We start from the raw sequence: 12,827 nt of genomic DNA on the forward strand, positions 1-12,827 counted from the left end.
TTAACCATCCAGATTAAGTATCTAGCCTATTCATTAGAGGTACAGTCGTCAGCGGATAGTTGCGCATAATGATGCGAAAGCATGCTCCCAGCCCACGATTAACCAAAATGATTCTCGCATGATTGGCATTACACATTTCACGCACCAAATAGAGGCCCAACCCAGTGCTATTACGCAAGGAATAAAAAGGCTCAAAAACTTTATCACGCTCTTCTTCGCTAATACCACAGCCATTATCACTGATATCGAGATAGATGCTTTGCTTATCCTCACTGATTTTTGTCGAGAGATGCAATGCCAACAAAATATTAGGATTATGCTTGCGTGCGTTGAGTAAAAGATTACTGATGATTTCGCGCATCGCATCCGGTGAAAACATCACCGCACTGTTTTTGGTTGCGGCGAGATCAAGGCTGATACCCACATTCGCCAATTCACTGTAATCTTCAGCCTCCATACGAACCCGCTCTATAAAAGGATTGAGCGGAAACAACTCTGGCGTACGCGGTTGATTGTCAAACAAGCGCATCACCTCACTGATAATGCCGTTAATTCTTCGCCCATTACGCTCAATTTTTTCTGTCAGACGACTGGCCAACGTATCACCGCTAGCATGTTCAGCGAGCAATTGTCCTGCTTGCTGAATTGCACTGAGCGGATTGCGAATTTCATGAGCGATACCTGCACTCAGGCGGCCAAGTGAAGCAAGGCGAGTCTCACGCACACGCTCATAATGTACCTCAACGTTTTCCATCATTAGCAGTGTTAATTCTGAATCAGGAGACTGATCAAGCGAGATGAAACTCAAGCTGTAATTTCCTGATATTAACTCCACTATTTCATATTCATCGACCTGTAAATGCAACCATTTTTGAAAACGGCGGCTAATTGCTGGAGATAACGCAGAAAGTAACAGAGAAGAGCCTGTCAAATCATCCAATGCAAGCATTTCACGCGCTTTTCGATTCAAGCTTACAACCAGCCCATTAGAATTAACCACCATTAAACCACTACCCATCTCCTCAATAATCGATTCATTGAGTTTGTATAGATTATTAACGAAATACTGATTGATACGCGCACGAATTGTATTTTCTTGTGCTTTAGCAGAAAAATAGCCAAGCAAAACAATCGCGCTACTAAATAGAGTGGCAATGGTCAAGGTATGGCTAATGTCATCTGAGGAGAACCCATGAAACAAACTCCACATTCCATCGTACACACCCTCATTTTTTAGCAAAGACAAAAGATTAGTCTGCAGCTCCATATTATAAAAGCTAATAAAAATAATCACTGGTACGGCGCAAAACACACCAAATAACATACTTTGAACAGCATTAAGCGTTAATACAGATGCCATCACTGATACCATAAACAAAACTGGCAAAGGATCCATACCTTGCTGTATCTGTACTGAAATGATAATCGTAAAAAGTAAAACGGCATCGACAAATGCATTGACGATCAGTAGCCATGAATGGCGCCTGTGGTAAGCCAACAAGTACAACATCACAATCATCGCAATAAGATAGACTGCAACCAAAAAGATGTATCGACCATTACTAGTCGCAACCTGCTGTACAACTGTAATATTCCCATCTTTATTAAGAGGGAATACAACAAACAGAAATATCGCCAACCCCATTAAGCGCACGAAGTTGATTAATACTGCAACACGATTGCGATAGAAGTTACTTTCCGCATGAACAATATCGTCGATATCGTCAGGCTGATAAACTGACAAGCGGCGTAGACGTTGTTCTAGCGTATGCGTCACAGTAAATCTCCATATTGTGCCTGCATCACGGCAAGCGCCGTCACCACTGCTGTATCAGCACGCAATATTCGCGGCCCGAGTTGCAAAGCTTGCCAGCCGGCAGCAATTGCCGCATCCACTTCCTGCCCTTCAAAGCCCCCTTCCGGGCCAATCAGCAACGCCACCGAATCAGGGCGCGGTGGCAGCGTGCGTAATTGATCGTGATGCGGGCTAAGCAGCAACCTCAGGTCAGCTTGCTCATTGAGTACATCGATAAAATCTTGCGGCTCAACCAGCTCCGGCAAGTGTGTACGGCCGCATTGTTGTGCTGCCGAGATAATAATCTTTTGCCAGTGCTGCATTCTTTTTGCTGCCCGTTCGCCACTCAAGCGCCGCTCGGCACGTGCGCAATCAAACGGCACAATACGCTTCACGCCCAGCTCGACCGACTTCTGCACCGCAAAATCCATCGCCTCACCCTTGAGCAAAGCGACGCACAGGGTCACATTGAGCTCAGACTCGCGCTCGACCGCCTGCGCTTTAAGAATCTCTACTTCAAGGTTTTTTTTATCCGCACGAATAATCTGCGCATCGTATTCACTGCCGTCACCATTAAACAGCGCCAACCCGTCACCCTCACGCATACGCAACACCTTCACCACATGGCGATGTGCGTCTTCATCGAGCAAAACCGATTGCCCGGGTGATAAATCCTGTGAGGTATAAATTCTGATTGTACGCACAGCCACTCCTTTTGTATTACACCCTGACGGCGATTAGAATAGCGGCATTTTAACCCGAACCAGAATAAACGCCATGAAAGACCTCACCATCACCAGCTGGAACGTCAATTCACTCAACGTTCGCCAAGAACAAGTCCTCGCCTATCTTGAAGAATACCAGCCCGATGTCCTCGGCTTGCAAGAACTCAAGCAAACCACTGACGCAGTACGCACACAGGATTTCATCGACGCAGGATGGCACATCGTCGCCTACGGCCAAAAGACTTATAACGGTGTTGCACTAATCAGCAAACAACCACTCGAAAATGTCGTCTGTGGCTTTCCAGGTATCGAAGACCCACAAGCACGCGCCATTGCCGGCACAATTGACGGCGTACGCATCCTCAATCTCTATGTGCCCAACGGCAAAAAAGTTGGTGACGAAAAGTACCTTTATAAACTCGGCTGGCTCGAACAGCTGCACGACTATGCAGAACAGATCCTCAAAGACCACGATAAACTGGTCATCATCGGCGACTTCAACATCGCCCCTGCTGATCTCGACGTTCACGACCCCGAAGCATGGGCGGGCAAAATTCTCTGCTCCGAACCAGAGCGCAGCGCACTGGAAAAGCTACTCGCGCTCGGCTTCACGGACGCCTTCCGCGGCCAATATCCCGAGCAACAAACCTTCAGCTGGTGGGATTACCGCATGGGCGGATTGCGCCGCAACCTCGGCCTGCGCATTGATCTGACTCTGACCAGTAACGCACTCAGCGTCAAGGATGCCGGAATCCACATCGAACCACGTAAGCAAGAACGCCCATCTGATCACGCACCAGCGTGGGTGACGGTCAGCGCTTAAGCCTTACAGTCCAATTCCAGAAAAACGGTCACAGGGTAACCAAAAAATAAAAAATATGTGCTGTAACCGTTTTTCTGGAGTCCCACTATATTACTTGGCCTTGCGCCTGCGCGCACGGAAGAAGTCTTGTAACAATTGGCGGCACGGCTCTTCGAGTACGCCGCCTTTTATTTCGTCAAAATGATGATTGTGCTGTGGTGCACGTGCGAGATCAAAGGCGCTACCGCAAGCACCCGCACGCTGATCATAAGCACCAAAGACGATACTCGCCACGCGTGCCTGAACCAGCGCCCCAATGCACATCACACACGGCTCCAAGGTTACATAAACACGCACGCCATTCATGCGGTGATTACCTAACGCTTGCCCTAGGCGGCGCAAGGTCATTACTTCCGCGTGTGCAGACGGATCATGGTCGGTAATTGTGCGATTATGCGCCGCAGCAACCAATACGCCATCGTGTACCGCTACCGCGCCAATCGGCACCTCACCCATTGCCGCAGCGGCCTCAGCCTGTGCCAAAGCCTGACGCATCCAGTATTCATCATCGTACAGTTGTTTCAAGGTAAAGGTTATCCTCATTTGGTGTGGAAAACTTTGGGGAAAGACAGCTTGCTATTTGTTCTGACAGGAAAAAACAAACTGCGCAAAAGTTGCGCAGTAAAAAATCCACTTGACAGAAGCGGCTACCATCGCATAACAGAGCCATGAAATGGTAGTCCATTCAGACTTTCGGTTATTGATAATTTTCGATTGGCGGGCAACTGCATATCAGATTACGGTCGCCATAGGCATTATCGATGCGGTTAACCGGCGTGAAGTATTTTGCCGGATTCATGCCTTCAACCGGGAAAATAGCGGTCTGGCGATCGTAACCGCGCTGCCAGTCACTGGTGAGATCAGCGAGCGTATGCGGTGCATTAACCAGCGGATTGTCTTCAAGCGTCCACTCGCCATCAGCGACCTTGCGAATTTCCTCGCGGATGGTCAGCATCGCCGTGCAGAAGCGCTCAAGCTCACTCAGCGATTCACTTTCGGTCGGCTCGATCATCAGCGTACCGGGTACCGGGAACGACATGGTCGGCGCGTGGAAACCAAAATCCATCAGGCGCTTGGCGATGTCGTCGACCGAAATACCAACGTCATCCTTAAACGGACGCACATCGAGAATACATTCGTGTGCAACGTGGCCATCTTTGTCGGTATACAGCACTTGGTACGCTTCACTGAGGCGCTTGGCAATGTAATTGGCATTGAGCAGCGCCATCGATGACGCGTCACGCAAACCATCAGCACCCATCATGCGCATATACATCCATGAAATGGTTGTGACCAGTGCACTGCCCCACGGTGCAGCACTGACTTGCGCCCCATTCATATCGCCCATATCGACCAGCTCATGCGATGGCAAAAATTCTGCCAAATGTGCACCAACACCGATCGGGCCGACACCTGGGCCGCCGCCGCCATGCGGAATGGCGAAGGTCTTGTGCAAGTTGAGGTGCGATACGTCCGAACCAAACTGCCCCGGCGCACACAAGCCAACCATGGCATTGAGGTTGGCGCCGTCAAGATAGACCTGCCCGCCTGCTTCGTGCACCACTTCGCACACTTTGCGTACGTGATGTTCGAATACACCGTGCGTTGACGGATAAGTAATCATGATCGCTGCCAGCGCATCGCGGTGCTGATCGACTTTCTTGACCAGATCATCCATATCGACGTTGCCGTGCTGATCGCAAGCGACAATCACCACTTTCATGCCCGCCATCGCTGCCGAAGCCGGATTGGTACCATGCGCAGACGACGGAATCAGGCACACATTGCGCTGCTCGTCGCCACGACTTTTGTGATAGGCGAGAATCGCCAGCAAACCGGCATACTCGCCACTCGCGCCCGAATTGGGCTGTAGTGATACTGCGGCATAACCGGTTGCGTCGGCGAGCATCGCCTCAAGGTCGGCGAACATCTCGCGGTAACCAGTAGTCTGATCAGCTGGCGCGAACGGATGAATATTGCTGAATTCCGGCCATGACAATGGCACCATTTCACTGGCAGCATTGAGCTTCATGGTGCAAGAACCCAGCGGAATCATGGTGCGATCAAGCGCAAGGTCAAAATCGGCAAGTCGGCGCAGATAGCGCATCATTTCGGTTTCGCTGCGGTGCGCGTGGAATACCGGGTGAGTGAGAAAATCGCTGCTGCGTTTCAGTGCTTCCGGCCACGTGCAATCACCTTCTTCTGTTTGCAGACCATCCTTACCGGTGATGATCGCCAGTAATTCGGCAACTTCCGCTTGATTACTGCGCTCATCCAATGACAGGGAAATTGTCTGTTCATCGACACGGCACAGGTTATAGCCCTGCGCCACAGCACGGGCAACGACCTGATCTGCTGCTGTCTTGTCAGCAAAGCGCAAGGTCAGCGTATCAAAGAATTGCTGATGCAATGGCTCAATACCAGCCGAAGCAAGGCTTGCCGCAAGGGATGCGGTCAAGTCATGCACACGGCGCGCAATGCTGCGCAACCCTTCTGGTCCGTGGTACACCGCATAACAGCCAGCCATCACTGCCAGTAATGCTTGCGCGGTACAGACGTTACTGGTCGCTTTTTCACGGCGAATGTGTTGCTCGCGGGTTTGCAAGGCCAAGCGATAAGCTGGCTTACCATGACTATCGACCGATACACCGACCAAACGCCCAGGCATACTGCGCTTGAATGCTTCACGCGTTGCCATGAATGCCGCATGTGGACCGCCAAAGCCAAGTGGCACACCAAAGCGCTGCGAGTTGCCGATGACGATATCCGCGCCCCACTCGCCTGGCGGCGTGAGCAACGTCAGGGCAAGCAAGTCACTCGCCACACACAGCGCGGCTTTTTGCGCGTGTACAGTTTCGCTCAATGCTTTCCAGTCATCAAGGGCGCCTTCGGTATCCGGATATTGCACCAGTACACCAAAATATTCACCATCCAATGCTTCACGACAATCGCGCACGACCACTTCAATATCGAGCAATTTAGCGCGCGTCTTGATTACCGCCAACGTCTGTGGGTGCACGCGGCAATCGACGATAAAGGTATTGTTTTTAGCCTTGCTCACGCGCTGGGCAAGCAGCATCGCTTCAGCTGCCGCAGTTGCCTCATCGAGCAAGGATGCGTTGGCAATTTCCATGCCGGTGAGGTCACTGACCATGGTCTGGAAATTGAGCAATGCTTCCAGGCGCCCTTGAGAGATTTCCGGCTGATATGGCGTATAAGCGGTGTACCACGCAGGGTTTTCAAGTACGTTGCGCGCGATCACATTCGGCACATGGCAATCGTAATAACCACGACCGATCAGCGAACGGTAAACCTTGTTCTTTTCCGCCATCGCACGCAAGCGCGCCAGTGCCTCGGTCTCGCTCAAGCCTTCACCGATCGACATGCCTTGGTCGCGGCGAATATCACTCGGTATCACCGCATCGACAAACTCGTCTAATGAAGTAAAGCCCAAGCTATCCAGCATTTTCTGGCGTGACTCTGATGAAGGGCCGATATGGCGGCGCGCAAAATTCGTACTCATGAAATACCTCTCCAAATAAAAAGCCGCACTGCCCATTCCGGATGCTGGAATTGGGACTAGTGCGGCTCAAAACATACTAAACAGACAATCAGCTAATGAAATCCTGATAAGCGTCTTCGTCCATCAGCTCATCGAGCTCAGCTTCATCGCTCAGGCGGATCTTATATACCCAACCGTTGCCTTCTGGATCATCATTAACACCGGCTGGCGCATCGACCAACGCTTCATTAACTTCGACCACTTCACCACTGACCGGGCTTTTCACTTCACCGGCCGCTTTAACTGACTCAATCACTGCTGCTTCATCGCCAGTACTGACTTCAGCACCAACTTCCGGCAATTCGACAAAAACAATATCACCAAGCTCTGATTGCGCATGGTCAGTGATGCCCACTGTACCCACGCCATCAATCACTTCAATCCATTCGTGGTCTTGCGTAAACTTTTTCATTGCGACTCCTGAAGATAGCCATTGATTAATATTATCCAGTGACCCATTTTAACAAAGCTCTTTACGCCAGTGTTATTTTCATACATAAATAATACTCACGCAGGCATGTATATCGTTGCTCATATTGTTCACCTGTCGCTGGCATGATACCCTTCTCCGTTATTTTGTCGTTAAACAAGGAATACCATGAATATCATCATACTTGGGGCACCCGGCTCCGGCAAAGGCACACAATCAGCTCGTTTGATCGAAGGCTACAACCTCCAACACCTCGCCACTGGCGACATGTTGCGCAGCGAAATTGCCCAGCAAAGCGAACTCGGCAAAGCGGCAAAGCAAATCATGGATGCAGGTCAGCTGGTCAGCGACGACATCGTCATCGGTATGATCGAAAAGCGCCTCGGTGAGCAAGGTGGGCTGTTTGACGGCTTCCCACGCACCATCGCTCAAGCTGAAGCACTTGATAAGCTGCTCGAAGAACGCGGCGAACAAATTGACCACGTCATTGAGCTGCAAGTAGCAGACGAAGAAATCGTCTCACGCATGCTTGAGCGCGGCCGCAGCGACGACAACGAAGAAACCATCCGCAACCGCCTTGAAGTATTCAGCAAGCAAACCAAGCCACTAATCGAGTACTACCAAAAGCAAGGCAAGCTGCATTCGGTTGATGGCACTGGCGAACTCGCCGACATCACCGCACGCATCAAGCAAGCCATCGACGGCTAAATATGAGCGGCAACAGCTTTGGGCAAAACCTGATCCTTTCCACCTTTGGCGAAAGCCACGGCGTAGCAATCGGCGGTACGCTGGACGGATGCCCATCGGGTATCAGGCTGGATACTGAAATGGTGCAGCGCGAGCTTGATCGGCGCAAGCCCGGCACCTCGCGCCACGTCACACCGCGTCAGGAAAGTGATTGCGTGGAAATTCTTTCCGGCGTCTTTGAAGGCCAAACCACCGGTACGCCAATTGGCCTGCTGATCCGCAACAACGATCAACGCTCGCAGGACTACGGCAAAATCAAAGATCAATTTCGCCCCGGCCATGCCGACTTCACCTACCAACACAAATACGGCATTCGCGACTATCGCGGCGGTGGACGTTCATCTGCGCGTGAAACCGCAATCCGCGTTGCCGGTGGTGCAATTGCCAAAGCTGTTCTCGACCAACTTACGGGCGTGCGTATTCGCAGCTACGTCTCACAAATTGGCGAACACAAGCTGCACTTTGAAGATTGGGCGCAGGTGCAAGAAAACCCATTCCAATGCCCCAACGCAGAACAAGTACCCACACTTGAGCGCTATCTGTACGACATCCGTAAATCCGGTGACTCGATCGGCGCTGAGATAACACTCGTTGCGGAAAACGTACCCGTCGGCCTTGGTGAACCCGTATTTGACCGCCTTGATGCTGAGCTTGCCAAGGCACTGATGAGCATCAACGCGGTCAAAGGCGTGGCGATTGGCGACGGCTTTGACGTCATCACTCAAAGAGGCAGTGAGCACCGCGACGAACGCCGCACCGATGCCGGCTTTTTGAGCAACCATGCCGGCGGTATTCTCGGCGGCATCAGTAGTGGACAACCAATCACGGCAAAAATTGCCTTCAAGCCCACTTCCAGCATTCTCGTTCCAGGTCAAACCACCGATATTCACGGTCAGGATGTCGAGCTCGTCACCAAAGGTCGCCACGATCCTTGCGTCGCCCTGCGTGCTTGCCCAATCGTCGAAGCCATGGCTGCGCTGACCCTTGCCGACCACTACCTGCGCCAACGTGGACAAAACGGACGCATCGGCTAATTCACGACACATCCACCTGATCACTGCTGCTGATCTCCCCATCAGCAGCGTCTTTGGTCGTGACCTCCTTATCAAGGACTACCGCCGCCATCTCGGGCGCAGCCACCAGCAGCTCTACTGGGACGCCAGCGACGGGCTACACCCCAACGCTTTTGCCGCCATGCTCGGCACCATCGAAGCAGGTGGCGACGTTCTACTGCATTTACCAGAAGACTACCCCAACGGCGATCCCGACCACATCCGCGCGCTTGATTATGGCCGCGACCCACTGACTTGCAAACAAAATTTCAATCAGCGTTTACGCCATCTGATTAGCGCCAAAACTTCAGGCTGGGAATATACCGACCATAGCCCACCACCTAAATTTACCCTCGCACCACAAGCCATCATTGGCCGTCGAGGACGCGGTAAATCAACATGGCTGGGGCAAAAAATTCACTGGCTACATAGCCAAGGCATAACAAACATATTGGTCATTGCGCCATACCGCGACAACATCCGTGCATTGACAGCAGCCGCACAACACACACCATTCACTTTTTTGCCGCCCGATGACGCACTTTACCGCCATCCTGACGCGGACTACCTAATTATTGATGAAGCCAGCGCCATTCCCATTGCACAATTAAACGCATTGCTTGATTTATATCCACAGCACAGCCTCGCAGCCACTACCGACGGCTATGAAGGCCACGGCCAACGCCTGCGCCTGCAATGTCTGCCGCAGCGCCATATTACAATCCATGAGCTAAGCGAAGCACACCGCTACAGCGCCTTTGACCCTCTCGAACAGTTTACCGAGGCAGCATTTTTATTACATCAGCCTATTGCTGAACACATCACCGCCGAGGAAATCACCATTGAAGCGGTCAAACGCAGCCAGTTAATGCACAGCGAACCACTACTGCGGCAAATCATCGCCCTGTTATGGCGAGCGCACTACCGCAATACACCTGCTGACCTCAAGCGATTGCTTGACTTGCCCGATCAGTATCTGTGGATCGCCAAGTCCAGCCAATTGGTCATCGGTGTTTTGCATATTGTTTTGGAAACACCACTACCAAGTGAGCTGATCCAACCAATCATCAGTGGTGAGCGCCGACCACAGGGCCGCCTGCTGATGCAGCAACTACTGCGCCACACACAGCACCCTGATTATGCCGAGCACACTCTGGCGCGTATCCAGCGTATCGCCACCCACCCAGCCATACGTCGCCAAGGTATCGCCGCCGCACTGATTCAAACTGCTAGCCAATCACTCCCTCACACACTCGGCGTCAGTTACGCACACAATAATGAGCTCGCCGCTTTCTGGTCGTCACAAGGCTTTAGCGAAATATACCGTGCCAATAAGCACCGCAGCCATCAACAAGGCCCAACCAGCCTCAATATTCGCTGCTGAACAACAGAGCAAACAAATGCTTGGCGCTAATGCATGATCGGAAACCGCGTCACCCGCCGAAACATGCTAAAATTTTGCGTATATATCTCAGGAGATACATCATGACGCAATACGACCTCATCGTTGTCGGCGCTGGCCCGGCTGGCTTGAGCTTTTGCCGCTCAATGGCAAAAAGTGGCCTCAATATCGCGGTGATTGACAATCACGATGCGGAGACACTCGCCAACCCACCTTTTGATGGCCGCGAAATCGCACTCACCCATCCCTCAAAAGACACCTTGCAAGCACTCGATATTTGGCAGCACTTTCCTGAAGATGAAATCTATAATCTACGCGAAGCATCTGTCGTTAACGGTGATTCCCCGTATCAGCTGCACTTCCCGCTCCCAGCAACCAATACCAGCAAAGAGCCAATCGAAACGCTTGGCTATTTGGTATCGAATCACTTAATTCGCAAAGGTGCCTACGAAGCTTGCCAACAGCAAGACAACCTGACTTGGTATCTCAATCGCCGCGTCACTGATGCCAATGGTGGCGCTGAGCAAGCCACAATTACGCTTGATGATGGCACGGAACTCAGTGCCGAATTGATCGTCGCTGCAGACAGCCGCTTTTCATTCATACGCCGCGCCATGGGTATTCCAACTGACATGCACGACTTCGGCCGTACCGTCATGGTGTTCCGCCTTGAACACACCATCAGCAATGACCACACCGCTTTTGAGTGCTTCTTCTACGGCTCGACTCTCGCCCTGCTACCACTCACCGACCACATGACCAACTGCGTCATCACCATCGACAGCAGCCGCGTTGGCGAACTCAAAGCCATGAATGATGAGCAACTCGCCAATTTCGTCACTGAGCAAGTCAGCCACCGCTTTGGCAATATGAAGCTCGCCAGTACCATTCATGACTACCCGCTGATGGGCGTACACGCACGCCGCTTTTTCTCACCACGCTGCGCACTGATTGGAGACGCAGCCTGTGGTATGCACCCAGTAACCGCGCACGGCTTCAACCTCGGCCTACAAAGCCAAGCGATTCTTTCACGCCTTATCCTGCGCCAAGCCGGCCAAGGCAAAGACATCGGCAGCGCTGAAATGCTACGCCGCTATAACCTCGAGCACATGAAAAACACCCGCTTGCTCTACCACGGCACCAACGCCATCGTAAAACTGTTTACCCGTGAGACGCGCCCCGCAAGATTTCTCCGCGACGGTATCTTGCGCGTCTCAAACCGCCTACCTCCACTCAAAACGCTCATTACCCGCCAACTTACCGGCTAGGCACATGATCGTGGCAAAGCGTTCATCTACTTTTCTTTAGCATCACCATTAAAATTGCTAGAATAAGAGCCACTATCATTTTTACGTTTTCAATCAGGAGAAACCATGAAAACAACATTAAAGGCGCTTACAATTGCCAGCTTGGCTGCAATCAGCCTCTCAGCCTCAGCCAAAGTTTCTGACGGCCAAAAATTTGGCGATTGGGAAGGCACATGCCAAGGAAATGAATGCGGCGTCGTACAAACTGTAGATAACGACAAAGGCCAGCCAGTCGGGCAAATCCTCATCCGTAAAGTACCTGAAGCAGACAACGCTCCAACCCTGTTCGTGACTGTACCACTTGGCGTTAACTTGCGCGCTGGTATGGCATTTGCCATCGACGGCAAAGAACTTGGCGTCGTTCCTTATGATTTCTGTACTGATGGTGGCTGTAATGCAGCAGTACCACTCGACCCGGATTCAGTCGCAAAAATCAAGGCTGGTGGCGCACTACAGGTAGCAGCTTTTGTTGGTGATAAGCAACAAACCATGGGCTTTTCACTTAAAGGCGTTACTGCTGCAATCAATGCACTGTAATCGCTTTAATTAAGATGCAAAAAACCCGGCTTTAAGCCGGGTTTTTTATGGTCATATACTTCTTAAATACCTATGCATCAGCCAAGTCAAAAATCAGCTCGGCCGGTAGCCATTTTTCGCCGTCGAGTGCTTCCGGCAATGGCTGCTGGAATGTACTCATCAGCTCTTCCCATTCCTGTATTTTCGGGCGCTCGGCGAGCTTTTCATCCATTGCCGCGAAGGTGAACTGGTCGTTCACCTCCATCAGCATCACGAGGCGATTACCGCGGCGGTAGATTTTCATCTCTTCAATGCCGCAGTCGCGAATGTGGGCAATCACTTCCGGCCACACGTTGCGATGATGCGCTTCGTAAGCCTCAATCAGCTTTGGGTCATCTTTCAGGTCAAGAAAGAGTATGTATTGCATGG

General features: G+C 51.5%; 12 protein-coding genes. 6 read left to right on the forward strand and 6 right to left on the reverse strand.

Translation table 11 applies throughout. The features are described 5' to 3' along the window. Positions 1 to 13 precede the first annotated feature (13 nt). Complete coding sequence (locus KRX19_05855; GenBank protein MBV7434549.1) at positions 14 to 1,777, reverse strand: hypothetical protein; 1,764 nt, start codon at positions 1,775 to 1,777, stop codon at positions 14 to 16. Continuing rightward, entirely contained in the window at positions 1,774 to 2,499 is a 726-nt protein-coding gene (locus KRX19_05860; GenBank protein ID MBV7434550.1) for a 16S rRNA (uracil(1498)-N(3))-methyltransferase, read from the reverse strand. The genes KRX19_05855 and KRX19_05860 overlap by 4 nt, the downstream gene beginning before the upstream one ends. A gap of 73 nt (positions 2,500 to 2,572) precedes the next feature. Between KRX19_05860 and xth the strand changes: the two genes are divergently transcribed. After that, positions 2,573 to 3,343: an exodeoxyribonuclease III gene (gene xth, locus KRX19_05865; protein MBV7434551.1), complete on the forward strand. Its 771-nt coding sequence runs from the start codon at positions 2,573 to 2,575 to the stop codon at positions 3,341 to 3,343. 90 nt (positions 3,344 to 3,433) lie between these two features. On the opposite strand, the gene tadA is transcribed toward xth, so the two are convergent. From tadA to gcvH, 3 genes are all read right to left on the reverse strand, one after another. Continuing rightward, positions 3,434 to 3,925: a tRNA adenosine(34) deaminase TadA gene (gene tadA, locus KRX19_05870; GenBank protein ID MBV7434552.1), complete on the reverse strand. Its 492-nt coding sequence runs from the start codon at positions 3,923 to 3,925 to the stop codon at positions 3,434 to 3,436. Between the two features lie 154 nt (positions 3,926 to 4,079). Beyond that, positions 4,080 to 6,941, reverse strand: a complete 2,862-nt coding sequence (gene gcvP, locus KRX19_05875; GenBank protein MBV7434553.1) for an aminomethyl-transferring glycine dehydrogenase — start codon at positions 6,939 to 6,941, stop codon at positions 4,080 to 4,082. A gap of 52 nt (positions 6,942 to 6,993) precedes the next feature. Then, a complete protein-coding gene (gene gcvH, locus KRX19_05880) occupies positions 6,994 to 7,356 on the reverse strand; it encodes a glycine cleavage system protein GcvH (GenBank protein MBV7434554.1) in 363 nt (120 codons plus the stop codon). A 186-nt stretch (positions 7,357 to 7,542) separates the two neighbouring features. On the opposite strand from gcvH, the gene KRX19_05885 reads away from it, so the two are divergent. From KRX19_05885 to KRX19_05905, 5 genes are all read left to right on the forward strand, one after another. Then, positions 7,543 to 8,082, forward strand: a complete 540-nt coding sequence (locus KRX19_05885) for an adenylate kinase (GenBank protein ID MBV7434555.1) — start codon at positions 7,543 to 7,545, stop codon at positions 8,080 to 8,082. 2 nt (positions 8,083 to 8,084) lie between these two features. Continuing rightward, positions 8,085 to 9,155, forward strand: coding sequence for a chorismate synthase (gene aroC, locus KRX19_05890; GenBank protein MBV7434556.1), 1,071 nt, complete (start codon positions 8,085 to 8,087; stop codon positions 9,153 to 9,155). Next, positions 9,130 to 10,557 carry a GNAT family N-acetyltransferase gene (locus KRX19_05895; protein MBV7434557.1) on the forward strand — a complete coding sequence of 476 codons (1,428 nt, stop codon included), beginning with the start codon at positions 9,130 to 9,132 and terminating at the stop codon, positions 10,555 to 10,557. Before aroC ends, KRX19_05895 begins: the two co-directional genes overlap by 26 nt. 101 nt (positions 10,558 to 10,658) lie before the next feature. Beyond that, positions 10,659 to 11,843, forward strand: a complete 1,185-nt coding sequence (gene ubiM, locus KRX19_05900) for a 5-demethoxyubiquinol-8 5-hydroxylase UbiM (GenBank protein MBV7434558.1) — start codon at positions 10,659 to 10,661, stop codon at positions 11,841 to 11,843. 105 nt (positions 11,844 to 11,948) lie between these two features. Further along, positions 11,949 to 12,419 (forward strand): invasion associated locus B family protein, encoded by a 471-nt coding sequence (locus tag KRX19_05905; GenBank protein MBV7434559.1) that lies wholly within the window; start codon positions 11,949 to 11,951, stop codon positions 12,417 to 12,419. Between the two features lie 70 nt (positions 12,420 to 12,489). On the opposite strand, the gene KRX19_05910 is transcribed toward KRX19_05905, so the two are convergent. Then, on the reverse strand, positions 12,490 to 12,825 hold the full coding sequence (locus KRX19_05910) for an L-rhamnose mutarotase (GenBank protein MBV7434560.1): 336 nt from the start codon (positions 12,823 to 12,825) through the stop codon (positions 12,490 to 12,492). Positions 12,826 to 12,827: the final 2 nt, after the last annotated feature.

Source organism: Cardiobacteriaceae bacterium TAE3-ERU3 (assembly GCA_019218315.1).
GTDB lineage: Bacteria > Pseudomonadota > Gammaproteobacteria > Cardiobacteriales > Cardiobacteriaceae > JAHUUI01.

Bases quoted from the DNA above. Each gene is read 5' to 3' on its own strand.
- xth (MBV7434551.1), top strand. From the start codon at position 2,573: ATGAAAGACCTCACCATCACCAGCTGGAACGTCAATTCACTCAACGTT.
- tadA (MBV7434552.1), bottom strand. From the start codon at position 3,925: ATGAGGATAACCTTTACCTTGAAACAACTGTACGATGATGAATACTGG.
- gcvP (MBV7434553.1), bottom strand. From the start codon at position 6,941: ATGGGCAGTGCGGCTTTTTATTTGGAGAGGTATTTCATGAGTACGAAT.
- gcvH (MBV7434554.1), bottom strand. From the start codon at position 7,356: ATGAAAAAGTTTACGCAAGACCACGAATGGATTGAAGTGATTGATGGC.
- KRX19_05885 (MBV7434555.1), top strand. From the start codon at position 7,543: ATGAATATCATCATACTTGGGGCACCCGGCTCCGGCAAAGGCACACAA.
- aroC (MBV7434556.1), top strand. From the start codon at position 8,085: ATGAGCGGCAACAGCTTTGGGCAAAACCTGATCCTTTCCACCTTTGGC.
- ubiM (MBV7434558.1), top strand. From the start codon at position 10,659: ATGACGCAATACGACCTCATCGTTGTCGGCGCTGGCCCGGCTGGCTTG.
- KRX19_05905 (MBV7434559.1), top strand. From the start codon at position 11,949: ATGAAAACAACATTAAAGGCGCTTACAATTGCCAGCTTGGCTGCAATC.
- KRX19_05910 (MBV7434560.1), bottom strand. From the start codon at position 12,825: ATGCAATACATACTCTTTCTTGACCTGAAAGATGACCCAAAGCTGATT.